Source organism: Massilia sp. TWP1-3-3, from assembly GCF_049897805.1.
Classification (GTDB): domain Bacteria; phylum Pseudomonadota; class Gammaproteobacteria; order Burkholderiales; family Burkholderiaceae_D; genus Telluria_A.
Window position 1 is genome coordinate 23,401 of sequence record NZ_JAFCWX010000003.1, and the last position, 24,868, is coordinate 48,268.

The 24,868-nt window shown below is 64.3% G+C and carries 22 protein-coding genes and 1 pseudogene; 7 read left to right on the forward strand and 16 right to left on the reverse strand.

The genetic code is table 11. The annotated features are described in order from the left end of the window. Positions 1-34: 34 nt before the first annotated feature. A complete protein-coding gene (locus tag ACP7D4_RS03400) occupies positions 35-1,039 on the reverse strand; it encodes an AMP-binding protein (RefSeq protein ID WP_426106148.1) in 1,005 nt (334 codons plus the stop codon). 254 nt (positions 1,040-1,293) lie between these two features. Between ACP7D4_RS03400 and ACP7D4_RS03405 the strand changes: the two genes are divergently transcribed. Both ACP7D4_RS03405 and ACP7D4_RS03410 read left to right on the forward strand, forming a co-directional pair. Beyond that, positions 1,294-2,127 (forward strand): hydrolase 2, exosortase A system-associated, encoded by an 834-nt coding sequence (locus tag ACP7D4_RS03405; protein WP_426106149.1) that lies wholly within the window; start codon positions 1,294-1,296, stop codon positions 2,125-2,127. Next, entirely contained in the window at positions 2,124-2,879 is a 756-nt protein-coding gene (locus tag ACP7D4_RS03410) for a hydrolase 1, exosortase A system-associated (protein WP_426106150.1), read from the forward strand. The genes ACP7D4_RS03405 and ACP7D4_RS03410 overlap by 4 nt, the downstream gene beginning before the upstream one ends. 16 nt (positions 2,880-2,895) lie before the next feature. Here ACP7D4_RS03410 and prsR read toward each other — a convergent pair whose 3' ends face one another. Then, a complete protein-coding gene (prsR, locus tag ACP7D4_RS03415) occupies positions 2,896-4,251 on the reverse strand; it encodes a PEP-CTERM-box response regulator transcription factor (protein ID WP_426106152.1) in 1,356 nt (451 codons plus the stop codon). Positions 4,252-4,273: 22 nt separating this feature from the next. Next, positions 4,274-5,629, reverse strand: coding sequence for a TIGR03013 family XrtA/PEP-CTERM system glycosyltransferase (locus ACP7D4_RS03420; protein ID WP_426106153.1), 1,356 nt, complete (start codon positions 5,627-5,629; stop codon positions 4,274-4,276). A gap of 198 nt (positions 5,630-5,827) precedes the next feature. Here ACP7D4_RS03420 and nadB point away from each other — a divergent pair, with 198 nt between their 5' ends. The 5 genes from nadB to ACP7D4_RS03445 are packed head-to-tail and all read left to right on the forward strand — an operon-like array spanning position 5,828 to position 10,928. Beyond that, positions 5,828-7,453, forward strand: coding sequence for an L-aspartate oxidase (gene nadB, locus ACP7D4_RS03425; RefSeq protein WP_426106154.1), 1,626 nt, complete (start codon positions 5,828-5,830; stop codon positions 7,451-7,453). A 53-nt stretch (positions 7,454-7,506) separates the two neighbouring features. Continuing rightward, positions 7,507-8,424: a DMT family transporter gene (locus tag ACP7D4_RS03430; protein WP_426106155.1), complete on the forward strand. Its 918-nt coding sequence runs from the start codon at positions 7,507-7,509 to the stop codon at positions 8,422-8,424. Then, positions 8,421-9,245 carry an NAD-dependent protein deacetylase gene (locus ACP7D4_RS03435; RefSeq protein ID WP_426207786.1) on the forward strand — a complete coding sequence of 275 codons (825 nt, stop codon included), beginning with the start codon at positions 8,421-8,423 and terminating at the stop codon, positions 9,243-9,245. Before ACP7D4_RS03430 ends, ACP7D4_RS03435 begins: the two co-directional genes overlap by 4 nt. 50 nt (positions 9,246-9,295) lie before the next feature. Continuing rightward, the gene (locus ACP7D4_RS03440) at positions 9,296-10,312 is read left to right on the forward strand and encodes an alpha/beta fold hydrolase (RefSeq protein WP_426207787.1); all 1,017 of its coding nucleotides are present in this window, start codon (positions 9,296-9,298) and stop codon (positions 10,310-10,312) included. A 58-nt stretch (positions 10,313-10,370) separates the two neighbouring features. Next, positions 10,371-10,928 carry a lipocalin family protein gene (locus ACP7D4_RS03445; protein ID WP_426207788.1) on the forward strand — a complete coding sequence of 186 codons (558 nt, stop codon included), beginning with the start codon at positions 10,371-10,373 and terminating at the stop codon, positions 10,926-10,928. 185 nt (positions 10,929-11,113) lie between these two features. Here ACP7D4_RS03445 and nadC read toward each other — a convergent pair whose 3' ends face one another. From nadC to queE, 13 genes and pseudogenes are all read right to left on the reverse strand, one after another. After that, positions 11,114-11,980 carry a carboxylating nicotinate-nucleotide diphosphorylase gene (gene nadC, locus ACP7D4_RS03450; RefSeq protein WP_426106160.1) on the reverse strand — a complete coding sequence of 289 codons (867 nt, stop codon included), beginning with the start codon at positions 11,978-11,980 and terminating at the stop codon, positions 11,114-11,116. After that, the gene (nadA, locus tag ACP7D4_RS03455; protein ID WP_426207789.1) at positions 11,977-13,110 is read right to left on the reverse strand and encodes a quinolinate synthase NadA; all 1,134 of its coding nucleotides are present in this window, start codon (positions 13,108-13,110) and stop codon (positions 11,977-11,979) included. The genes nadC and nadA overlap by 4 nt, the downstream gene beginning before the upstream one ends. A 56-nt stretch (positions 13,111-13,166) precedes the next feature. Further along, on the reverse strand, positions 13,167-14,765 hold the full coding sequence (locus ACP7D4_RS03460; RefSeq protein ID WP_426106162.1) for an ABC-F family ATPase: 1,599 nt from the start codon (positions 14,763-14,765) through the stop codon (positions 13,167-13,169). 82 nt (positions 14,766-14,847) lie between these two features. After that, positions 14,848-15,369, reverse strand: coding sequence for a DUF1697 domain-containing protein (locus ACP7D4_RS03465; RefSeq protein ID WP_426207790.1), 522 nt, complete (start codon positions 15,367-15,369; stop codon positions 14,848-14,850). A 43-nt stretch (positions 15,370-15,412) separates the two neighbouring features. After that, positions 15,413-17,419: pseudogene (locus ACP7D4_RS03470) on the reverse strand (methyl-accepting chemotaxis protein). A gap of 161 nt (positions 17,420-17,580) precedes the next feature. Continuing rightward, a complete protein-coding gene (locus ACP7D4_RS03475) occupies positions 17,581-18,876 on the reverse strand; it encodes an NAD(P)/FAD-dependent oxidoreductase (RefSeq protein ID WP_426207791.1) in 1,296 nt (431 codons plus the stop codon). Continuing rightward, positions 18,869-19,786, reverse strand: coding sequence for a muramoyltetrapeptide carboxypeptidase (gene ldcA, locus ACP7D4_RS03480; protein ID WP_426207792.1), 918 nt, complete (start codon positions 19,784-19,786; stop codon positions 18,869-18,871). The genes ACP7D4_RS03475 and ldcA overlap by 8 nt, the downstream gene beginning before the upstream one ends. Further along, entirely contained in the window at positions 19,783-20,709 is a 927-nt protein-coding gene (locus ACP7D4_RS03485; RefSeq protein ID WP_426207793.1) for an alpha/beta fold hydrolase, read from the reverse strand. Before ACP7D4_RS03485 ends, ldcA begins: the two co-directional genes overlap by 4 nt. After that, on the reverse strand, positions 20,709-22,181 hold the full coding sequence (locus tag ACP7D4_RS03490) for a WS/DGAT/MGAT family O-acyltransferase (RefSeq protein WP_426207794.1): 1,473 nt from the start codon (positions 22,179-22,181) through the stop codon (positions 20,709-20,711). Before ACP7D4_RS03490 ends, ACP7D4_RS03485 begins: the two co-directional genes overlap by 1 nt. Before the next feature lie 33 nt (positions 22,182-22,214). Then, on the reverse strand, positions 22,215-23,036 hold the full coding sequence (locus ACP7D4_RS03495) for an esterase/lipase family protein (protein WP_426106168.1): 822 nt from the start codon (positions 23,034-23,036) through the stop codon (positions 22,215-22,217). 45 nt (positions 23,037-23,081) lie between these two features. Continuing rightward, a complete protein-coding gene (gene tadA / locus ACP7D4_RS03500; RefSeq protein ID WP_426207795.1) occupies positions 23,082-23,609 on the reverse strand; it encodes a tRNA adenosine(34) deaminase TadA in 528 nt (175 codons plus the stop codon). Next, complete coding sequence (gene queD / locus ACP7D4_RS03505; RefSeq protein WP_426106171.1) at positions 23,602-24,048, reverse strand: 6-carboxytetrahydropterin synthase QueD; 447 nt, start codon at positions 24,046-24,048, stop codon at positions 23,602-23,604. Before queD ends, tadA begins: the two co-directional genes overlap by 8 nt. Positions 24,049-24,062: 14 nt before the next feature. Next, positions 24,063-24,698, reverse strand: coding sequence for a 7-carboxy-7-deazaguanine synthase (gene queE, locus ACP7D4_RS03510; protein ID WP_426106173.1), 636 nt, complete (start codon positions 24,696-24,698; stop codon positions 24,063-24,065). Between the last annotated feature and the right edge of the window lie 170 nt (positions 24,699-24,868).

Genomic DNA, 24,868 nt, shown 5'->3' on the forward strand with positions numbered 1-24,868 from the left:
GGGCAAGCCGCTCCCCATGCCGGGCTCAATTCACTCATTTGTATTGCTCGCTGCGCGCGCCGGGATGCTGCGTCAGCGCTGCATGCTCGCCTTCCCCCGCCGTGCCCGCCAACCGCCCCGGCAACAGCCATGTCTCGGTCTGCGGCAAGTGGCGGCGCAGCGCGTCCAGGGTCGGGCGCGGCAGCACGCCGCCCACGCTGATGATGTTGCGCAGCGCCTGCGCGCCGTGCCAGTCGAGCGCGGCCGCCTGCATCCACAGCCACGGCGCGGCCGCCACCATCGTCACGCCTTCGCGTCCGGCCAACTGTGGCACCTCGCGCGCGGGAATGTCGTTGACGAGCAGCGCGGTCCCGGCGCAACCGAAGCTGCAAGCCAGAAAGCCAAGGGCGCTCGCGCAAGACAGCGGCAGCAGGCACAGGTCGGCTTGCTGCGCCTGCCGGCCCAGCATCTCGCCCAGCCTGGCAGCGCCCTCGAGCACGCTGCGGTGGGACAGCATTGTCGCGCGCGGCTTGCCACTGGAGCCGCAACTGTATACCAGCGCCGCCATGCCGGTGTCCGCACCGCGCGCAGCTGCCAGCGGTGCGGCGTGGCGCAGGCAATCGTCCCACCCGAACACGGCCAGGCCCGGCACGGCCGCCCCCGCAGCCCCGGTTTGCAGCACGCAGCGCAAATCCGGGCAGCGCGCCAGTGCGTGGCTCAATGCCAGGCGCCGGGTCGGCGTTGTCACCAGCATGCGCGCTCCGCTGTCGCGCAGCACCAGGCCCGCCTGTTCGCTTTTGAGCATGGGATCGACCGGCACGAAGGCGGCGCCGGCGCCGAGCGCGCCGAACATGGCCAGCAGCGCTTCGGCCCGCTTGTCGAGCAGGACCGCGACCCGCTCGTCCCGCTTCAAACCGAGCGACAGGAAAGCTCGCGCCGCGCGCTCGACGCCCTGTGCCAGCTGGCCATAGGTAAGACGGCTTTGCTCGCAGCGCACGGCAAGCTGCTGCGGCTGCTTCCATGCGACATCCATGATCAGGTCGTGCAGTAGCGTCGCCATATTCCTCCTCCTATGACTGCGGGAAAAAGATCATGATTGGGACAAAGCGCACATTAACCCTTGATATAGCTCAATGAAGAGCGCCGCAGAAGCCCTTGCGCGCTGTCAATGTCACGCTGTTATCACAGGTATCTAATTGTTATGTATTAAGGATATCGTTCCTTGAACGCGGGTGGCGGCGTGTTGCCGCGCCAGCCGCACCGCCATTTTTCGGGTACCGGTCTTGGCCGGGCCCGTGCAGGAGAAGGTACAGCATGAACGCCCCGATGCCCTCCGCGCCCCGCGTGGAACCGTTTTTCTTCGACGCCGATCCAGGCACCCGCTTCAGCCTGTATCACGCGCCCGCCCCGCAAGTGCCGGCGCGCGGCGCCATCCTCTACGTGCACCCGTTCGCCGAAGAGCTCAACCGCTCGCGGCGCATGGCCGCCCTGATGTCGCGCCGCTTTGCCGCCATGGGCTTTGCCGTGCTGCAGATCGACCTGTTCGGCTGCGGCGACAGCTGCGGCGACTTCAACGCCGCGCGCTGGGAGCTGTGGAAGCGCGACCTTGACACCGCGCGCGCCTGGCTGGCCGAACGCAGCAGCGGGCCGATGCACGTCTGGGGCTTGCGCCTGGGCGGCCTGCTGGCGCTCGACTACGCCGTCACCTCGCCCGTGGACGGCGTGATCCTGTGGCAGCCCTTCCTCAACGGGCGCACCTGCGTCAACCAGTTCCTGCGCCAGCGCGCCGTGCCGGCCGACGCGCCGCGCGCACCCACCAGCGCGGCGCTGCGCAGCGAACTGGTGGCGCGCGGCCTGTTCGAAGTGGACGGCTACGAGCTGGCCGCGCCGCTGGCCCAGGCGATCGACGCCTGCGACGCCGCCGCGCTCGCGCTGCCCGCGTGCACCGTGCACTGGTTCGCAAGCGGCATTCCGGCGCCGGTCAGGCTGGCCGCGCGCGCGGCGCGCCTGCAGGAGCGCTGGGCCGAGCGCGGCATCACGCTGCACTTCCAGGCTCTTGAAGGCTTGCCTTTCTGGAGCGGCCAGTTCGCCGAGTGCGACGCGCTGCTCGACGCCACCAGCGCTGCCTTTGCCCTGCCCACGCCATGAATACTGAACAGCGCGCGCTCCAGTTCACCTGCCAGGCCAGCTCCCTGGTCGGCATCATCGACGTGCCCGAACGCCCAATCGGGCGCGGCGTGCTGGTCGTCTCGGGCGGCCCGCAATACCGGGTTGGCAGCCACCGCCACTACGCGCTCATGGCGCGCCTGCTTGCCCCGCGCGGCATTCCCGTGATGCGCTTCGACTACCGCGGCATGGGCGACAGCGAAGGCGAAGCGCGCGCCTTTGGCGCCATCGACGACGATATCCGCGCCGCGATCAAGGAATTTTTCATGCAGATGCCCGAACTGCACGAAGTAGTTTTGTGGGGTCTGGGCGACGGCGCCACCGCCGCCGCGCTGTACGCGCACACCGATGCGCGGGTGCGCGGCCTGGTGCTGCTCAACCCGTGGGCGGGCGGCGCGGGCGGGGCGCCCCAGGGGCCGCTGCTGCCGCAGTTGCTCTCGCGCTTTGGCGAAATCGGCTTCTGGAAAAAAGTCGGCAGCCGCCATGCGGTCGCGGTCGACACCGACATGCCGCTCCCGCAGCGCATCATCGCCAGCCTGGCCTGCTTCGACGGCGCCGCGCTGGTGGTCGTCGGCGGCGCCGACACCATTGGGCGCGAATTTGTCGACCTGATGGAGCGCAACGACACCGCCTGCCGCCGCGTCACGATCGCCGGCGCCAACCACACCTTCGCCAGCCGCGAATGGCGCGACGAAGTGGCCGAACTGTCGGCCAACTGGATCGTGTCCTGGTAAGCTGTCCGCTGCACGCTCAAGGTGCGATCCTGATCCCGTGATGGTGCATCAGGTCGTACAGCGTCGGGCGGCTCACGCCGAGCAGCTCGGCGGCCTTCACGATCGAACCGTCGGCGCGCGCCAGCGCCAGGACCATCACCTTGTACTCGGCCGCATCGCGCGCCTGGCGCAGGTTGACCGGGGCGTCGAACTGCTGCGCGCTGGCCAGGCCCAGGTCGGCCGCGCTGATCTGCGGCCCGTCGCACATGATCACCGCGCGCTTGATGCAGTTTTCCAGTTCCCGCACATTGCCCGGCCAGCCATGCTGCTCGATGGCGATCAGCGCGTCGTCGGCAAAGCTGAGCGTAGCGCGCCCTTCGGCCACGCAGGACCGGTTTTTAAAGTGATGCGCGAGCAAAATGGCGTCGCCCACGCGCTCGCGCAGCGGCGGAATCGGCAGCACGATTTCACTGAGCCGGTAGTACAGGTCTTCGCGAAAGCGCCCCTCGCGCACCAGCGCTTTCAAGTCCTGGTGGGTGGCGCACACGATGCGCGCGTCGATGGCAATTTCCACCCGCCCGCCGATGCGCTCGATCACGCGCTCCTGCACAAAGCGCAGCAGCTTGGCCTGCAGCGCCATCGCCATGTCGCCGATCTCGTCGAGGAAAAACGTGCCGCCCTGCGCCATTTCGATCTTGCCCAGCGTTTGCTGGCCGGCGCCGGTAAAGGCGCCCTTCTCATGTCCGAACAGTTCACTTTCCAGCAGATCGGCGGGAATGGCCGCGCAGTTGATCGCCACGAAACGGTGTTCGCTGCGCGCGCTCAATTGGTGCAGCGCGCGCGCGAACAGTTCCTTGCCGCTGCCCGAGTCGCCCAGCAGCATGACGGTCGCCGACGACGGCGCCAGCTTTTCCACGTTGCGGCACAGCTTGAGGATGGCCGGGTCGCGGCTGACAATGCCGGCCAGCGGCGAATCAGCCTGGATCTGCAGCATGCGCGCATTTTCCTCCTGCATGGCATGCAGCACAAAGGCGCGCTCCACCACCAGTTTGAGCAGTTCCGGCTCGCACGGCTTCTGGTGGAAGTCGTAGGCGCCCATCGCCACCGCCTTGAGCGCGTTGGCGCGCTCCTGGTTGCCCGACAAGACGATCACCTTGGTGCCCGGCGCCGCCGCCAGCACCTGGGCCAGCGTGGCCAGGCCTTCGGAGGCGCCGTCCGGATCGGGCGGCAAGCCCAGGTCCATCGTCACCACCGCCGGCGCATGGCGCCGCAGCTGCGCCAGGGCGCTCTCGCGGTCGTCGGCGATGATCACTTCGTAGGCGTCGAAGCTCCAGCGCAGCTGCTTTTGCAGGCCCTTGTCGTCTTCCACGATCAACAGTTTTTTCTTGCCCATGCCAGACTCCTTAAATAATCAGTTAGCGGCTGCCCTTGCCCGTCAAGACCACCTGCACCGTATCGATCAGGATCAAAAGATCGAGGAACAGGCTGTTGTTCTTGACGTAGTACAGGTCGTACTGCAGCTTCTGGACCGCGTCTTCGAGCGAAGCGCCGTACTGGTAGCGCACCTGCGCCAGACCCGTCACGCCGGGCTTGATGCCATGCCTGACGTTGTAATACGGGACTTCCGCGATCAGCTGATCGACAAAATAGGCGCGCTCGGGGCGCGGCCCGACAAAGCTCATTTCGCCCTTGAACACATTGATCATCTGCGGCAGTTCATCGATGCGCAGCAGGCGCAGGATGCGCCCGACGCGCGTGACGCGCGGATCGTTCTCGGCGGCCCAGGTGGGCACGCCCTCTTCGGCGTTCTTGCGCATGCTGCGAAACTTGAGCACCTTGAAGATGCGCCCGTGCCGCCCCACCCGCTCCTGCTGGTAAAAGATCGGGCCGCCGTCGTCGAGCGCGATGGCGGCGGCGGCCAGCAGCAGCACCGGCAGGCTGGCCACGCTGACGGCCACGCTGGCCACCAGGTCGAAGATGCGCTTGACGCTGGCCCGATAAAAACTCTGGTCGAAGCCGCCGCCAAAAATCAGATAGCTCGGCTGCAGCGAATCGAGCCGGATCTGGCATGCCTCGCGCTCGAAAAACGTGGCCGCGTCGATCACGCGCACGCCGCGCAGCGCGCACGCGAGCAGCTCTTCGTTCGGAAAGGCACGGCTGCGCCGCTCGCCCAGCGTGACGACGATTTCGCTGGCCTCGTATTTTTGCGCCATCATCAACAGCGACTCGCCCATCGGCAGCAGATAAGAGTCGGGCACGCAGCTTGGCTCGCCATCGACGACCACGCAGCCGACCACCTTGAACTGATGAAAACCGAATTTGCTGCAGGCCAGGTCCAGGCATTCGCGCGCCATCTCGCCGCTGCCGATGAAGATCAGGCGCGCCTCGAGCAGCGCCGACTCGGCCGACTTGAACACCACCAGGCGCGTGAGAACGACGCCGGTGGCGCCCAATGCAAAAATCGCGCTGCTCATGCCGCGCCCGATGTACATGTCGGGGCGTACCGCGATCAGGGCGCTGAGCAGCGCAAAGCCGAGTGCAAATGAAGGCATGATCCGAAACAGCGTGGTGCGCATGCCTTCGCGCGCGCTGTGCTGGTACATGCCGAGCGCGCTCATGCTAAAAATGATGACGAGCGCGAAAGTGAGCGAGGAGAGGTACAAATTATCGGTGCGAAAGTGACCCTGGCCGTCGGAAACCCAGATCGCCGACGCGACGCTGACGGTCCCCAGCAGCATCACCAGCTCGAGCAGCAGCAGGATGAATGCCATTTTGGACACGTAATGATTAAAGATCCGTATCACGGCGCTCCAATGGCAAGGGGTTCGAACATGGCTCTTGCAGTGTGGCGCAGAAGGACACAACGGGCATTGACTGCGGACAAGATTAATTTGGTGTTTCCTCAAGGCCAGACGTGCGATTGGCAAATGGTCTATAGTGGAGCTTCCGCTATAAATTACTTGCCCATCATGAAATTTGACGTCGCTATCGTCGGCAGTGGCCTTGCCGGCCTCTCGGTCGCCCTCCATCTGGCGCAGACGCGCACCGTTGCCATCATCTCCAAGCGCGCCCTGCTCGACGGCGCCAGCAACTGGGCCCAGGGCGGCATCGCCGCGGTGCTCGATTCGGGCGACACGCACCAAAAGCACATCGACGACACGCTGGTTGCGGGCGGCGGCCTGTGCGACGAAGCGGCCACCCGCTTCATCATCGAACACGGGCGCGAAGCGATCGAATGGCTGATCGAACAAGGCGTGCCGTTCACCCGCGACGCCACCGCGGAACTCGGGTTTCACCTGACGCGCGAAGGGGGCCATAGCGAGCGGCGCATCATCCACGCGGCCGACGCCACCGGCCACGCAGTCCAGGTCACGCTCGAGCAAAAGGTGCGCGCCCACCCGAACATCACCATCTTTGAACAGCACTGCGCGATCGACGTCATCACCAGCGACAAACTGTCGGGCAAAGTGACCCATCCCGCGTCCAGCAATCCGAGCCAGCCGCATTGCTACGGCCTGTACGTGCAGGATGAAAAAACCGGCCAGGTACTCACCTTTGAAGCCGAGCACACCGTGCTGGCCACGGGCGGCGCCGGCAAGGTCTATTTGTATACCACCAACCCCGACACCGCCACCGGCGACGGCATCGCCATGGCATGGCGCGCCGGTTGCCGGGTGTCGAACATGGAATTCATCCAGTTCCACCCCACCTGCCTGTACCACCCGTACGCCAAGTCGTTCCTGATCACCGAAGCGATCCGCGGGGAAGGTGGCCTGCTCAAGCTGCCGCCCGAGGCGGGAGCGGCGGCCGGCACCCGCTTCATGCCGATGTACGACGAGCGCGGCGAACTGGCCCCGCGCGACGTGGTGGCGCGCGCGATCGACTTCGAGATGAAAAAACGCGGGCTCGATTACGTCAACCTCGACATCAGCCACCAGAGCCCTGAATTTTTAATGGAGCACTTCCCGACCATTTATGCGCGCTGCCTGGAACTGGGCATCGACATCACCACCGAGCCGATTCCCGTGGTGCCGGCGGTGCACTTTACCTGCGGCGGCGTGGTCACCGACCTGGCCGGCAGCACCGACGTGCCGGGCCTGTATGCGGTGGGCGAAGTGGCCTGCACCGGCCTGCACGGCGCCAACCGCCTGGCCAGCAATTCGCTGCTCGAATGTCTGGTCGTGGGGCGCGCCTGCGCGCTCGAAATCGCGGCCATGCCGCGCAAGGACATCCCTGCGCTGCCGGCCTGGGATGAAAGCCGGGTCACCAACGCCGACGAGGAAGTGGTCATCGCGCACAACTGGGACGAACTGCGCCGCTTCATGTGGAATTACGTGGGTATCGTGCGCACCAACAAGCGCCTCGAGCGCGCCCAGCACCGCATCGCGCTGCTCAAGGAAGAGATCGACGAGTACTACCGTAATTTCCGCATCACGCATGACCTGCTGGAGTTGCGCAACCTGGTTGACGTGGCCTCGCTGATCGTCAACAGCGCCTTGAGCCGGCGCGAAAGCCGCGGCCTGCATTTCAGCCGCGACTATCCAAACACGCTGCCCAAGGCGCTGCCCAGCGTATTGACGCCGCCGCGCAGGTAGAACCCACAGTCCGCGCGCCCGCGCGCGGACGCTGCATCCAACCACTGCCCCGCATGACAGAGCGCCTCTCCCCTTCCACCATCACCTTGCTCACCATCCCGCCGCTGCTGTGGGCCGGCAACGCCATTGTCGGGCGCCTGGTGCGCACGGCCGTGCCGCCGATGACGCTCAACCTGCTGCGCTGGAGTATTGCGCTGCTAATCCTGCTGCCGCTGGGCCGGCGCCTGCTGCGCCAGGATTCGGGCCTGTTGTCCAACTGGCGCCGCTACGCGCTACTGGGCCTGCTCGGGGTCGGCCTGTACAACTCCCTGCAGTACCTGGCGCTGCAAAGCTCCACTCCCATCAACGTCACTTTGGTCGCCGCCGGCATGCCAGTCTGGATGATGCTGGTCGGCGCCCTGTGCTTTGGCGTGCCCGCCACGCGCAAGCAGCTGGCCAGCGCCGCACTGTCGCTGGCCGGCGTGCTGCTGGTGCTGTGCCGCGGCCAACTGGACGTGCTGCTGGCCATGCGCCTGGTGCCGGGCGACGCCTACATGATCCTGGCCACCATCGCCTGGTCGTTCTACAGCTGGCTGCTGACCCAGCCGAAAGACCCGCCCGCCGAACGCGCCGACTGGGCCGCTTTCCTGCTGGCCCAAGTCGTCTACGGCGTGCTCTGGTCGGGCGCCTTTGCCGCCGGCGAGCATGCGCTGGGCGCGGCTCCCATTGCCTGGAGCTGGCCGGTCGTGGCCGCGCTGCTGTTTGTGGCCAGCGGCCCGGCCGTGATCGCGTTTCGCTGCTGGGGCGCGGGAGTGCAGCGCGCCGGCCCGGCCACCGGCGCCTTGTTCGTCAACCTCACGCCGTTGTTTACGGCGCTCCTGTCGGCGCTGTTTTTAGGCGAGCTGCCGCGTCTTTACCATGTCGTCGCCTTTGTCCTCATTGTCGGGGGCATCGTGCTTTCCACCCGCAGATCGCATAAAATCAGCGCATGATCGCGTCGCTTTCGCAACTTGCCGACTTCCTCGAACGCCACCGGCGCGTGCTGGTGCTGACCGGCGCGGGCATGAGCACCGCATCCGGCATTCCCGACTACCGCGACAAAGATGGCGTGCGGCGCGGCCAGGCACCAATGCAAGGCCATCAATTTCGCAAGCTCGACGCGGTGCGCCGCCGTTACTGGGCGCGCAGCATGGCCGGTTACCCCACGCTGGCGCGCGCCGAGCCGAATGCCGGCCACCGCGCGCTGGCGCAACTTGGCGCGGCGGGCCATATTGGCGAGCTGATGACGCAAAATGTCGATGGGCTGCACCAGCAAGCCGGCAGTTTCCATGTGCTTGAACTGCACGGCAGCATTCACCAGGTGGTCTGTCTGGACTGCCGCGCCGTGTTCGCGCGCGCCTTCGTGCAAGGCCAGCTGGTGGACGCCAATCCAGGTTTGGCCGGCATTGCCGCCCCGGCCGCGCCCGACGGCGACGCCCAGCATGAACCGGCCTCGCTGGAGGGCTTCAACATCCCGTGGTGCGTGGACTGCGGCGGCATGCTCAAGCCCGATGTCGTCTTTTTTGGCGACGGGGTGCCGGCCGATCGCAGCGCGCGCGCGCTGGCCCAGATGGACGACGCCGACGCGCTGCTGGTGGTGGGCTCCTCGCTGACGGTGTTTTCCGGCTTTCGCTTTTGCCGCATGGCCGCGCAGACAGGCAAGCCGATAGCCGCGGTCAACCTGGGCAAGACGCGCGCCGACGAGTTGCTGGCGCTCAAAATCGCGGATTCTGCCGAGCAGGTTCTGCCAGCGCTGGTGCAACTGCTGAACTAAGGTCCCTGGCGCCGGTCACACCTTATTATCGAGTGCGAGGGAGAACCGCAATGGCCTATCAAATCACGCAGTACCCCACCAAGACCATCCGGCTCGGGCAATGGGGGCCGCCGGCCCTGCTGGCCGCCGCCGGGCTGGCCGCGTCGTTCCTGTATGTGCGCAGCAAGGCGCAGGAGGCGGAAGCAGACAATCCCCCCAAGGGCCAATTCATCGACGTTGACGGCGTGCGCCTGCATTACCTTGAAAAAGGCAGCGGGCAGGTCGTGCTCATGCTGCACGGCAACGGGATCCTCGCCAACGATTTCGACACCAGCGGCCTGCTCGATGAAGCGGCCGGCAAGTACCGTGTGATTGCATTCGATCGCCCCGGCTACGGCTACAGCGCGCGCCCGCGCACCACGCTCTGGACGCCGGCAGCGCAGGCCAGGCTGATTCACAAAGCCTTGCAGCAGATGGGCGTGGAGCATCCCATCGTGCTGGGCCATTCGTGGGGCACGCTGGTGGCGCTGTCGATGGCGCTCGACTTTCCCGACGACGTGCGCAGCCTGGTGCTGCTCTCGGGCTACTACTACCCCAGCCTGCGCCTTGATGCGCCCATCAGTGCGCCTCCGGCCATCCCCATCGTCGGCGACTTGCTGCGCTTTACAGTGGCGCCCCTGATCGGCCGCATGATCTGGCCGGCGCTGGTCAAACGTATCTTCAGTCCCGTTGCCGTGCCTGACAGCTTTCGCGAATTGCCCGTCTGGATGATGCTGCGCCCGTCGCAACTGCGCGCCAGCGCCGCGGAAAGCGCGCTGATGGTGCCTTCGGCGCTGGTGCTCAGCCGGCGCTATGCAGAGCTCAAGATGCCGGTGATGATCGTGGCCGGCAATGAAGACAAAATCGCCAGCGCCGGCCATAACGCCGGACGCCTGCACGACGCACTGCCGCAAAGCAGCCTGCGCCTGGCGCCAGGCCAGGGTCACATGGTGCATTACGCCGATGCACACGATATCGTTTGCGGCATTGATGCCATGCAGGCCTTGCCGAGCTCACCATTAAAGGAGCACGAATTGAGGCGTGTGTAGCAGTTCGGCATCCTTGCGCTACAATCATGCTACATAAAAACAGGGCGTGAGGATAACGATGAAGGCGAAATGGATCGTGCCGGCGGTGCTGGCTTTGCTGTTGGCCGGCTGTACGGGCAAGCCTAAGAACGTGACGCCGGTGGACCATTTTGACGGGGCCAGGTACCTTGGCAAGTGGTATGAGATCGCGCGCCTGGACCATTCCTTCGAGCGCGGCTTGAGCCAGGTGACGGCGCAGTACAACATGCGCGAGGACGGCGGCCTGAAAGTTATCAACCGGGGTTACAACGCCGGCAAGTCGGAATGGAAGCAAGCCGAGGGAAAGGCGTATTTTGTCGGGAAGCCGGACGTTGGCTACCTGAAGGTGTCGTTTTTTGGGCCGTTTTATGGCTCGTACATCGTGTTCGACCTGGACCAGCAGAATTACGGCTATTCGATGATCAGCGGCCCGGATACGTCATACCTGTGGATTTTATCGCGCACGCCGACCATGGACGACGCGACGAAAAAGCGCCTGGTCGACAAAGCGAAGGGGCTTGGGTTTGATACGTCGAAGCTGATTTATGTGGATCAGAGCCCTGGGGAGTCGAATAGCAAAAATAGCTCCAAGCCGTGAACCACAGCGTGCTCGCGCAGGAGGTTGGAGTTATGCTCACAAATACGACCGCGCTGCAGCGGTTGTGAACGTGCCGCAGCGAGAAGCGTAGGTCGGATAAGCGCTAGGCCTGGGCGGCCCCCTTATCCGACCTACCTCCCGCTGTAATTTCTACAATCTTTACCTGGCCGCGCCTCGCCAACCAATCAGTCAATAATCCGCAGCGAAAAATCCGTCGCCTTCACATCCTTGGTCAGGCTGCCGATCGAAATGCGATCCACGCCCGTCTCGGCAATCGCGCGCACGCTATCCAGGTTGACACCACCTGATGCTTCCAGCAGTGCCCGTCCCGCATTGATCGCAACGGCCTCGCGCATGGCCACCAGCTCAAAATTATCCAGCAGCACCGACTTGGCGCCAGCTCCAAGCGCTTCGGTCAACTGCGCCAGCGTCTCAACCTCGATCTGCACCGGCACGCCGGCATTGAGCGCAAACGCCGCCGTGAGCGCATTGCTCACGCCATCGGCAGCCGCAATATGGTTTTCCTTGATCAGGATGCCGTCGAACAGCGCCATGCGCTGGTTCTGTCCGCCGCCCACGCGCACCGCGTATTTTTGCGCCTGGCGTAAACCCGGCAGCGTCTTGCGCGTGTCCAGGATGGCGGCCTTGGTGCCGGCCACCACATCGACAAACTTGCGCGTAGCCGTGGCCACGCCAGACATCAGCTGCATGAAATTGAGCGCACTGCGCTCGCCCGTCAACAAGGCGCGCGGCAAGCCTTCGATGGTGCAGACCACGCTGCCCGTTTTCATCATGTCGCCTTCGGCATACTGCCAGTCGACGACCGTATCGCGGTCCAGTGCGAGCATCACGCCTTCAAACCATGGCGCGCCGCACAGTACCGCGTCTTCGCGCACGATCACGCGGGCGCGTACCCGCTCGTCATTTGGTACCAATTTACCGGTCAGGTCGCCGTTGCCGACGTCTTCGAGCAAGGCGGCCAGCAGGTTGGCGTCAAACGCGGTTTGCAGGGCCGCGTCAAAGTCGGCATAGGGATTGCGCAAATTACTCATGCAGGACCAACTCCAGAAAACAGTGAACCTTCTTTGGCCAGCTCGCCGGTCGGCAAGGCCTTGGCCTTTTTCGCGGCCGCAAAGTCCAGCATGCGGTCGATGGCGCGCTTGGCCTCGCGTCCCACCTGCGGCTCGACATGGATTTCGTTGTCGAGGTTTTCAAGCACGTCGACCAGGTTCTGCAAGCCGTTCATCGCCATCCACGGGCAGTGCGCGCAGCTCTTGCAGGTCGCACTGTTGCCGGCGGTGGGCGCGTCGATAAACACCTTGCCCGGCGCCGCAGCGCGCATCTTGTGCAAAATGCCGTTGTCGGTGGCGACGATAAAGGTGGTGGCATCCATCGTTTGCGCGGCGTTGATCAGCTGCGTGGTCGAGCCGACAGCGTCGGCCAGGGCCACCACGTTGGCCGGCGACTCCGGGTGCACCAGTACTTTGGCGCCTGGATTTTCGGCCATCATCAGTTCAAGTTCGACCGCCTTGAATTCGTCATGCACCAGGCACGAACCCTGCCACAGCAGCATGTCGGCGCCGGTCATTTTCTGGATATAGGAACCCAGGTGGCGGTCCGGCGCCCACAGGATTTTTTTGCCTTCGGCGTGCAGGTGCGCGACGATATCCAGGCCAATCGACGACGTCACCATCCAGTCGGCGCGCGCCTTGACGGCGGCGCTGGTGTTGGCGTAGACGACTACGGTGCGGTCGGGATGGGCGTCGCAAAAGGCGGCGAATTCGTCGGCCGGGCAGCCCAGGTCGAGCGAACAGGTCGCGTCCAGGTCGGGCATGAGGATGGTCTTTTCAGGGCTGAGGATCTTGGCCGTTTCGCCCATGAAGCGCACGCCCGCCACCACCAGCGTTTTGGCCGGATGGTCGCGCCCGAAGCGCGCCATTTCCAGCGAATCGGACACGCAGCCGCCGGTTTCCTCGGCCAGATCCTGCAGGTCGCCGTCCACGTAATAGTGGGCAACGAGCACCGCCTCGCGCTCCTTGAGCAAACGCTTGATGCGCTCCTTGAGCGCGATCTTCTCTTGCGCCGAGGGCGTGGCCGGAGCGCGCGCCCAGGCCTGCGCGGTGCAGCTTGTGCCGTCCACCGGATGGTCGTATTCGACGCTTTTGATCGGTAAAATATTCATGACGATACTATCTCACAAGGCCGAAAAGTTTGCAGAGACCACGCTGAACCCGACAATTATTCGATGCCCTGGCTGGTCAGGTAATCTTCGTAATTGCCACGGAAGTCGGTGATGCCGTCTTCCTTGATTTCCAGGATGCGGTTGGCCAGCGAGGAGACAAATTCGCGGTCATGCGAGACAAAGATCAGCGTGCCGGTGTACTTTTCGAGCGCGATGTTAAGCGACTCGATCGACTCCATGTCCATGTGGTTGGTCGGCTCGTCAAGCAGCATGACGTTGTGCCGGCCCAGCATCAGCTTACCGTACATCATGCGGCCTTTTTCACCACCCGACAGCACGCTGACCGACTTCTTGACGTCGTCGCCGCCAAACAGCAAGCGTCCCAGGATAGAGCGCACGGCCTGGTCGTCGTCACCTTCCTTGGTCCACTGGCCGATCCAGTCGGTCAGCACGGCGCCGCTGGCGAATTCTTCGGTCGGGTCTTGCGGCATGTAGCCGACGTTCGCATTCTCGGCCCACTTGACGCGGCCGGTGTCGAGCGCCATGCCGGTCAGCTCGGCGCCGATGGCGCGCAGCAGCGTGGTCTTGCCCGCGCCGTTGGCGCCGATGATCGCAATGCGCTCGCCCGCTTCCACCATGATGGAAAAATTCTTGAACAGCTGCTTGTCATACTTTTTGGAGATGCCTTCAACTTCCACCGCCAGGCGGTGCAGCTTTTTTTCCGCTTCAAAGCGCACGAACGGATAGGCGCGCGAGGACGGCTTGATGTCGTCGACCTTGATCTTTTCAATCTGCTTGGCGCGCGACGTGGCCTGGCGCGCCTTGGACTTGTTGGCGGCAAAGCGGCGCACGAAGTCCTGCAGTTCGGCGACCTTTTCCTTGGCCTTGGCGTTGTTGGACAATTGCTGGTTGCGCGCCTGGGTGGAGGCGAACATGTACTCGTCGTAGTTGCCCGGGTAGACCTTGAGCGTGCCGTAATCCATGTCGGCCACGTGGGTGCAGACCTGGTTGAGGAAGTGGCGATCGTGGGAAATGATGATCATCGTCGAGTTGCGGTCGTTGAGCACATCCTCGAGCCAGCGAATCGTGTTGATGTCCAGGTTGTTGGTCGGCTCGTCGAGCAGCAGGATGTCCGGGTTCGAAAACAGCGCCTGCGCCAGCAGCACGCGCAGCTTCCAGCCAGGAGCAACTGCGCTCATCGGGCCCGCGTGCTGGTCGATCGAGACGCCCGCGCCCAGCAGCAGTTCGCCGGCGCGCGCTTCGGCCGAGTAACCGTCGTATTCGGCCACTTTGCTTTCCAGTTCGGCCGCGTGCATGTAGTCGTCGTCGGTCGCCTCGGGGTTAGCGTAGATCGCGTCGCGCTCCGAAATGGCGTTCCACAGTTCGGTGTGGCCCATCATGACCACGTCGAGCACGCGCATGTCTTCAAACGCGAACTGGTCCTGGCGCAGTTTGCCCAGGCGCTCGTTCGTGTCAAGCATGACGGTGCCGCCCGACGGATCAAGGTCGCCGCCGAGAATTTTCATGAAGGTCGATTTGCCGCAGCCGTTGGCGCCGATCAGACCATAGCGGTTGCCATCGCCGAACTTGACGGAGATGTTTTCAAACAGCGGCTTGGCGCCGAATTGCATTGTAATGTTAGCGGTCGAGAGCACGAGTAAAGCCTTTAATAGCGGATTTGATTAACCGGCTATTTTACCACTGTGCAGACAGAGCGGCGGAAGGGGCGCAAAAAGTCTACGGCGTGGCGGCAGCGGCGGCCATGGCCACCAATTTTGCCACGGTGTTCATGTTGCGCGCCGTACCCACCTCGGCGCCGGGCACCTTCAGTTTGGAGTCGGCCATGCCATCGCCGTAATGGACGTAGACTTCGCGCTTGCCCAAGGCAAGCTCTTCCGACTTTTGGCCCGACACTTTGTCGGCCGTATCGGGTGCCGGCGCCCGGTCCATGAAAATGGCCACGGTACGGTGTGGTGGTGCCTTGGGGAAAGGGTTGGCGGCCAGCACGGCAGCCATTTCTTCTGCGCTACGCACCAGCACCAAAACCGGCCTGCCGGCATAGGCGAGCAAGGCCTTTTCCAGCGCCGCCTTGACCTGCGCCTCGGACGCGCCGCTGTCAAACGCCACATTGCCGCTGGCAATATAGGTCTTGATCTTGGCAAAGCCCGCCTTCGCGCACATGCTGGTCAACTCGGTCATCGGCAGCTTGCCGGTGCCGCCAACGTTCACGGCGCGTAACAGGGCGATATATATGGGCATGGCAGGGCTTGTCGAAAGTGAAAGTATGATTGTACTGCTTGCGTCAGAACTCCTCCCACTCATCGGCGGCAGCTGCCTTGGCGGACGGCTTCACCTCGATCTTGCGCGGCGCCAGTCTCGCTCTTGGCGCGGCAACACTGGCATGCACGACCTGCCTAGGCGCAGGTGGTGCCGTCTGCGACTCGTCCAGCTTGAACACGCTGACAATCTGCGCCAGCCTGGCCGCCTGGTCCTGCAGCGACTTGGCGGCCGCTGCCGCCTCCTCCACCAGCGCCGCATTTTGCTGCGTGGCGTCATCCATCGACGTGATCGACTGGTTGATCTGACCGATGCCCTGGCTTTGTTCGTGGCTGGCGGCGGCGATCTCGCTCATCAGGTCGGCCACCTGCCTGACCGAGGTCACAATCTGGTTCATCGTCGAGCCCGCTTCATCGACCAGTTTGCTGCCGGCATCGACCTTGCTGACCGAATCGTCGATCAAGCCCTTGATTTCCTTTGCCGCGCTGGCCGAGCGCTGCGCCAGGTTACGTACTTCGGCCGCCACGACGGCAAAGCCGCGTCCCTGCTCGCCCGCCCGGGCCGCTTCGACGGCGGCGTTCAAGGCCAGGATGTTGGTCTGGAAAGCAATCGCGTCAATGACGCCGATGATGTCGACGATCTTGCGCGAACTGTCGGTGATGGAACCCATCGTGCTGACCACTTGTCCCACTACTTGCCCGCCCTTGGTTGCATAGGTGGATGCGGACACCACCAGCTGGTTGGCCTGGCTGGCGTTTTCCGCATTTTGCTTGACGGTTGAGGTCAGCTCTTCCATGGCGGCGGCGGTTTGTTCCAGGCTGGAAGCTTGGGCTTCGGTGCGACCTGACAAGTCCATATTGCCCGCCGCGATCTGGCTCGACGCAGCCGCAATGGTCTGCGTGCTGCCGCGCACTTCGCTTATCGTCGTGTTAAGGGAAGAAACAAAGCGGTTGAAAGCGTCGGCCAGTGCACCCACCTCGTCGCCAGTCTCAACCGGCATGCGGCGCGACAAATCGCCATTGCCGCTGGCAATGTCGCTCAGCATGTTGGCGGCGCGGGCAACTGGCGCAGCAATGGCGCGGCTGATCAGGTAAATGATCAACAAGCCGATGCTGCCGCCAATCAAGCCGGCCACTAGTGCCTAAATCGTGGCCGAGCGGATCACATTGCCCATCACTTCTGCGTCGGGCACTTCAGCGATCACATACATTTTCAGTTCCGGCACGTAGGACGAGGCGACGATGTTGGTGCCGCCCGGCGCTTCATATTGCGTATGCGTGAAGCTGGCGCCGGAGAGCAACTGCGCGCTCAGCGCGGCATTAAAGCCCGGCAAATCCTTCAGGAAATGCTTACCGTCGGCCAGCGCAGCATCGCGGTGCACCAGCACGCCGCCATTGGCGCGCACCAGCGACACAAAGCCGGACTGGCCAATCTTGTAGGCGCGAATGGTTTCCGCCATGGACGTGACCGACAGGCCAAGGCCCGCCACGCCGAACTTGCCCGGTCCCGCTTCGGCGCGCACGTTAATAAACAGCATGAATTCATTCGAGCCGACATCCTTGTCGAGTTCCAGCGTGTACGGCTTGCCGCCGGCCAAAAAGCCGTAGAACCATTGGTCGCTGGCGGCATCCCGGGCCAGCGTGCGGTTCAGGCCGGCCTCGTTCATGTACTTGCCGCTCGACTCCGAGACCCAAAACACCGTGGCCGCCTTGTTCCTGGTTTTGATGGTGGCGGCGTATTTCTTCCAGGCTTCAAGGCCAGTATCGGCCAGGTCTTCCGCTTCCCACGCGTGCAGATAGCTGTTGTTGGCGACCGCCTGGGACGTTGCCAGCGGCAGGGCGATCTGGCGCAGGATATCGTTGCGAATTTCCCCCACTACCGCAGGCAATTCCTGGGTCACAACCCGCTCGCGGATGCCTTTGCCCGTCATCACGATGCTGAGCGTGGACGAAATGGCCACGAACAACAGCAAACACGCGGCCATACTGAGCATTAATTTTTTTTGAATCGAGAGATCGCGGAGCAGGGTCACTGGAAGTCCTTCAGGTAGGCGCACGAACGGGGGAACTGCGATATTCCTGTGCGCGACAGGCGGCGTCAAGCTGCGTCGGTACCGGACGCTGTTTGCTCGTGAAAAGTGTTGTGCGCGCGTCTGCGCCGTGGCGCTATCGACAAGATTGCTGCCTTGCCGGCCTACTGCCGCATCCAGTCGCGCAATTCATAATACCAGTACGCCAGTTGCGCCGCCAACAGGCCGGCCGGCCCGCCAGTCGATGGCAAGCCCCAGTGGGTAAAGCGCGCCAGCTCCTCGTCTGCGCCCGCGCCCGCTCCTCCCCCCATGATGGCCGCCGCCAGCACTTCCCCGGCCAGCGTGGTAGGCGCCACGCCGTGGCCGCCAAAACCCATGCCGTACCAGATGCCGTCGGGCAGGCGCCCCAGTTGCGGCATCTTGTGGCGTGCGTAGCTCATCATGCCGCTCCACGCGTAGTCGACCCTGGCGCCGGCCAGTTGCGGATAGACCTTGAGCATGTCGCCGTACAGCAGGCGCGCGACGGCGGCGCTGCTGCGCTCCAGGATTGAAATGCGTCCGCCCCACAGCAAGCGGGTGTCGGCCAGCGGCCGGTAATAGTCGAAGGCGAAGCGCGTGTCGTAGACGGCGGCGCCCGTACGCATGGCTCCCTGCAAGCGATCGCCGAGCGGCTCGGTGACCATCACGTAGGTGGCGATCGGCAGCACGGCGCCGCCCAGGCGCGGATACAGTTTGTCGATGTAGCCGCCGCAGCAAACGACAACGTCGCGCGCGCACACCTGGCCGCCGGCGGTAGCGATGCGCCAGAGGGCGCCGTCGGCGGCGATCTGCGCGACCTTGCTCCCTTCAAAAACGCGCACGCCTTTTGCGACCAGCACGCGCGCCAAGCCCTGCGCATATTTCAGCGGATGAAAATGAAAGGCGTCGGGCTCGAACAGCGCGCCGAAATAGCGCTCCGATGCGATTTTTTCCGCCAGCTGCGCGCGACTGACGCGCTGCCACTGCACGCCCAGCTTGTCGGCCATGAAGCGCGCTTGATGCTCGAGGATGCGCTCGTCGTCGAACCAGTTGGCGAGGTACACGCCCTCCTCCCGCAGTTCGCACTCGATGCCGTACTGGTGAATGCGGCTGCGGATGCGCTCCACCGCGGCGAGCGTCATGTGATACAGTTTTTTGGCATTTTCCTCGCCAACTGTATCAATTATCGACCGCTCGCCCAGCGAAAAACCGCCGAACACAAAGTCGCCATTGCGCCCCGAGGCGCCATGGCCCACGCTGTGCGCTTCGAGCACGACGATATCGCTGGCGCCCCGCTCGGCCAGCGCGAGCGCCGTCGACAGACCGGCGAAACCACCGCCGATGACACACACGGCGGCGTCAATCGTGCCCTCAAGCGCCGGGTAGCCGATACCGGGCGAGGTCGCGCGGTAGTATTCTGTCGCCAGCGGCGCCTCAGGCATCGGCCAGGTTGGGGTAAGCGCTGATGGCAAGCTCGACGTGCACCGCGTCGGACCACAGGTCGGCCCGGGCGCCGAACGGGATGGTAACGCGTTTTGCGCAGTGGCCGAACTGCAGGCCGGTCAGCACCGGGCAAGGCAGCGTCTTGCGCAGGTAGGCCAGCATGGCGGAAAAATCGTAGCCGTTGTCGGCCGCCGTGATCTTGTAGGCCGAAAAATCGCCCAGCAGAAGCGCCTTCTGGCGCGCCAGCACGCCGCTTTGCATCAACTGCAACAGCATGCGCTCGACCCGGTACGGATGCTCGTTGACGTCTTCGACGAACAGGATGCCATCGTCGACCTGCGGAAAATACGGCGTGCCAAGCAGCGAATTGATCATCGCCAGGTTGCCGCCCCAGAGGGTGCCGCGCACATTGAGCGTGGGATTGCCGCCGACGGCCTGGCTGACGCGGTGCGTGCTGCTGGTGAGGCACTGGAAAAAGTCGTTGATGGTGAACTCCTCCGGCTCGCGCGCGGCAAAGTCGGTCAGGAACATCGGACCCGCATAGCTTAGCGCGCCGGTTTGCGCCAGTAGCGCCATGTGAAAGGCGGTAAAGTCGCTGTGGCCGACAAAGATCTTGCCGCTGGCCGCCATGCGCGCAAAATCGATCTGGGGCAGCAGGCGCGTCATGCCGTACTGGCCGCGCAGCGCCATGACCACGTCGACCAGCGGATCGTCCACCGCCGCGTTCAGCTGCGCCAGGCGCGCCTCGTCGGTGCCGCCGAAGCGCTGGAACACCTGGGCGCTGTCAAAATAATTGTGGACCGTGTGGCCGTGCGCTTCCAGCGCCGCGATGCCGCGCGCGAGCGCCGCGTCGTCGAAGGTGTAGCCGCCCGGGGCGACGATGGCAATGCCGATTTTTTGCGTGTTCATTGTTTTTCCAAACGCTGCGCTGGGGTGTCGGGATCCATCTTACCGTGGGCGTGGGCGTCGATCAAGCACACCAGGCGCTCGGTCAGTTGCGACGGCAGGTCATGGCCCATGCCTTCGATGACTTCCAGGCGCGCGTGCGCAATCTGGCGCGCGGTGTCGGCGCCGCAGGCCAGCGGCACCAACGGATCGGCCGCGCCGTGGATCACGAGCGTGGGCGCGCAAATGCTGTGAAGCAGCGCGCTGCGGTCACCTGAAGCGGCGATGGCCAGCATCTGGCGCAGCACGCCGCCGGGACAGACATTGCGCCTGATCTGCGCGCCCACGCGTGCGCGCAGCACCTTCTCCGGGGTCGGGTAGGCCGGGCTGCCGATGACGCGAAAAACGTTCGCCCCATGCGCGACCAGGCTGTCAAAGTCGCCCGCGGCCTTGGGGCGCTGGAACAGGATGGCGCGCGCGGCGCGGGTGGGTCCCGGCAAGCCGCGCCGCCCGCTGCTCGACATGATGGACGTGAGCGTGAGCACGCGCGCCGGGTGCGCGGCGGCCAGCACCTGCGCGATCATGCCGCCCATCGAGGCGCCCACCACGTGCGCCTTGGCCACGCCCAGCGCGTCGAGCACGCCCACCGCGTCGCGCGCCATGTCGGCCAGCGTATAGGCGCCCTTGAGCGGCCAGCGCACCAGCATCTTGAGCATGGCGAGCGGCACATTGGGCGTGCCCGCATGCTCGAATTTGTCGGACAGGCCGATGTCCCGGTTATCAAAACGGATCACGTAAAAGCCCTGCTCCGTCAAGCCTTCGACAAAGTCTTCCGGCCAGCCGGTCAACTGCATCCCAAGGCCCATGATCAGCAGCAGGGGTGGCCCGGCCGGGTCGCCCGAGGTTTGGTAAGCGATGCGAACCCCGTTGACGCGCGTATAAGGCATCAGGCCGCCTTGGCGACACGCGCCTTGCGCGGCGCCGTCTTGCTGGCCGTGGCGCGTTTTTTTGGCGCGCCAGGTTCGCCTGCGGCCAGCAGTTCCTGGTGCGAATGCGCCATGCAGGCGGCGAACAGGCCGATATCGGGCAGCGCGCGGCGGCATGCGAGCATGCCGACATTGAGGGCGCCGTCGTAGCTTTGCACCGTGACGTTCAACGCCAGGCCGTGGGTGACGATGGAGAGCGGAAAATTGCTGGTCACCCGGGCGCCGGCCAGGTACATGGCAACGCGCGGCCCCGGCACATTGGAAACGATGACGTTGGCCACCGGCGGCAGCGCGTCGGCCAGGCGCGCGCGCGCGTACAGGGACACCAGGACGCTCAACAGCCACGGCAGGCCCAGGCTGGGACAATCAATCGGCAGCACCGACTTGACGCCGGCCACTGTCTTTTTCATCTGAGCCGACGCCTTGACGATGGCGTGCATGCGCAGCACCGGGTCGGCCTGGTCGGTGGCCAGTTTCATGAGCATCATGCTGACCTGGTTGTTCATCTGCGTGTCGCCCTCCGCGCGCAGGCTGACCGGCACTGCCGCCACCAACGGCTCATCGGGCAAGGCGCCGTGCTGGTCCAGGTAGCGCCGCAGCGCGCCGCTGACGATGCACAGCACTACGTCGTTGAGCGTTCCACCATAGGTTTTGCCCAGCGCCAGCGCCTGTTTCAGGTCGAGCGCCACGGTCGCATACGCGCGCCGGCTGGTAATGCTGACATTAAAAGGCGTGCGCGGCGCGAGCGCCAGCCTGGCGGGCCAGCCCAGGCGGCGCTTGCCGTCGGCCCCGGGCGCGAGCATGCCGGCGGCGGCGCGTACGCCCGTCGGAACGCCGCGCACCAGCTTCGCGCATTGGTCATACGTGTCGCGCAGGGCGGCCTTGAGCATGCCCGGCGCCGACACTTGGTGCGGGGCGCCCTCGCGCGGGGGCGGCGCACGGACGCGGCGCGGCGCGGCCGTCACGTCCAGCAGCGCCTGGGCCAGCACGCCTGCGCCCTGCCCGTCCAGCGCCGCATGGTGGATCTTGACATACAAGGCTACCTGGCCTGACTTGAGGCCCCCAATCAGATAGAACTCCCACAGCGGCCGGCTGCGATCGAGCAGGCCGGCATGCAAGCGCGCCACGCACGTTTCGAGCTGGAGCTGGGTGCCCGGCGCCGGCAGGCTGACCTGGCCGATGTGATAATCGAGGTCGACGTCGCCAGCGTCAACCCACACCGGGTTGGCGATATCGAGCGGCATGAAGGCGAGTTTTTTGCCAAACACCGCAGCCAGGTGCATGCGCTTGTGAATATGGCGCTTGAGCGCGTCGATGTACTCGCCTTTCAGGCCAGCGGGCAGATCGAGCAGGTGGAGCGCGCCCACGTGCATGGGCATGTCAAGCGTCTCAAGGTGAAGGAAGGTGGCATCCAGGGCGCTCAGGTGTTTCATGCTTGACTTCCTTTGATAAGCGCGTGCCGGAGCCTAATAGAAACCGAAAAAAGGATTCGGCCACGAGGAGCGGTTCGGGTCCTGGAACAACAGCTTTTTCAGGCCCGTGTGAACGGTATGGTCAAAGCGCTTCCAGTCGCCTTCGACCTGCGAGAGCCGGTCCGCGATCGCATACAACGCGGTCGGGTTCATGCCCATGCCTACGTGGCTGGCGTGGACCTCGATGTTTTCGGAGGTGGCCGTTTCCTGCTCCACGCTGCACTGCCAGGCCACCACGCCGTCGGTGCGGCTGTAGATCGAGGTGGTGGGCACGCGCGGCGTTTCCTTGAGCGCGGCAAAGCGCGCCTCGTCGACTTCCTTTTCGCCCGACACCAGTTGGTACACGCGCCACGCGTTGGTCGCCTTGTGGCTGCCCGTGAAGGGCGAGCCGAGCGTGATGACCTGGCGTACGTGGTCGGGCATCATCTTGGCCAGTTCGCGCGCGTACACGCCGCCCAGGCTCCAGCCGACCAGGCTGACCGGGCGGCCATGCGCCTCGTGCAGCTGGCCGATCTGTTCGATGCACGCCTCAAGCACGCCCGGACGCGGACCGAAATTGAGGCCCTGTTCCCACGCGTAGGCCGGGTAGCCCAGGTCGTTCAGAAAGCGGCGGATGACGACGGTGGTGAGGTCGCCCGCCGCCAGGCCCGGAAACACCAGCACCGGATGGCCGTCGCCCTTGGGCGCGCCGCGCAGAAACGGCAGCGATGCCAGCGCAAAGCCTAGTTCCCAGGGCGCGCGCATTTCGAGCGCGAGGCGAACGATGCCTGGCGCGGTGTCGCTCTTTTCTTTGTTTACCAGTTTAGTACGAGGCAAGCTGATCTCCTGTCGTCGCGCTTTGGGCTTGAACCGCCCGCGCCCTTATAGCTCCGATTGGTCCGATGGTTCCGATGGGTCCGATGGGTCCACTACGAGCATACCATTTTTGGGACGGCGCGCGGCACTGCGCCGTTCGGCGAAAAACGCCTTGAGCATAGCGCCCGCCTCCACTGCCATGACGCCGCCGGTCACCTGCGTGTGGTGATTGAGCTGCTGCTGCTCGAACAGGTTAAGCACCGAGCCGCACACGCCCGTCTTGGGGTCGCTCGCTGCGTAAACGACACGCGCCAGGCGCGCATGCATCATCGCGCCGGCGCACATCAAACACGGTTCGAGCGTGACGTACAGCGCGCACCCGGGCAGCCGGTAGTTGCCCAGTTTTTCTGCGGCCGCGCGCAAGGCATTGACCTCGGCATGCGCGGTCGGGTCGTGGCTGCCGATCGGCCGGTTAAAGCCGGTGGCGATGACCGCGCCATCTTTCACCACGACCGCCCCCACCGGCACTTCGCCCAGGCTCCACGCATGTTGCGCCTGCTCGAGCGCCAGCAGCATGAAGGGCGCATCAGGCATCGGTGATCTCGGCCCAGCAGTTGGGGGTTTCGTGCAGCACCAGCTTGTGCAGGTGCAGGCCGGTGCCGAAACGGTCGGTGTAGGCCGCTCTCAAGATGTCAAAGGCGATCTGCGCCAGGTTTTCCACCGTCGGGATGCGGTCGATGACGACCGTCTTGTGGCCGGGCAGCGACGCGAGAAAGTCGCGCACCTTGTCGTCTTTGTCGTAGACCAGAAAGGCGTGGTCCCAAAGGTCGACCAGGTGTTCCTTGGCCAGCGCCTTGATGTCCGAAAAATCCATGATCATGCCATTGTCGGAATTGCCTTCGGCCTGGATGACGGCGCCCGTCAGCGTGATTTCGAGCGTGTAGCGGTGCCCGTGCAGGTTGCGGCACTGGCTTTTATGGTCGGGAATGCGGTGACCTGCATCGAATTCGAGCTTGCGTGTGATCGTGAGCATAAGGACTTGGGCGTTTAAGGTATGTGTAAAAGTTTATGGGTTTGCAGGCTCAATTTCCATCGCGGATTGCGCTTGCAGGTCTCGATCGCCAGGCCGGTGTTGTACTCGGCCAGCGGGCCGTCCATCGGCTGCACGAAAAAATGCTCGAAGTCGAGCTGTTCGTAGGCACGCAAATCCTGCTGCGCCTGCGGGATGACAACCTTGATTTCGCTTCCCCTGGCCACCACCAGCGTCGCACCCATCTTGGGGCTGACGCAGATCCAGTCCACGCCCGGCGGCACCGGCAGCGTGCCGTTGGTTTCGATGGCGATCATGAAGCCGGCAGCGTGCATGGCGTCGATCAGCGCAGCGTCGAGCTGCAGCAGCGGTTCGCCGCCGGTGAACACGACATACTTGGTCTGCGGATAAGCGGCCGGCCACAGGCTGTCGATGCGCGCGGCCAACTCGGCGGCTGCGCCAAATTTGCCGCCCAGCTCGCCATCAGTGCCGACGAAATCGGTATCGCAAAAGCTGCAGACAGCCGTGGCGCGGTCGCTTTCGCGTCCACTCCAGAGGTTGCAGCCGGAAAATCGGCAGAACACGGCCGGCCGGCCGGCGTGCGCGCCCTCGCCCTGCAAGGTGTAGAAAATCTCTTTGATGCTGTAAGTCACGTGGATAACCTTAATCGTCAACCCTCTATTATAGCAAGGCGCGGCGTGGTACTGGAAAAACCCGGCTTGATCTGAGTTGATGCCACCATGAAACTCAGTTGATTTCGGACAATTACGTAAAGATTCCCTAATGTAACTTTATCGGAGATTGCTGGACATCGTCGGAAAAC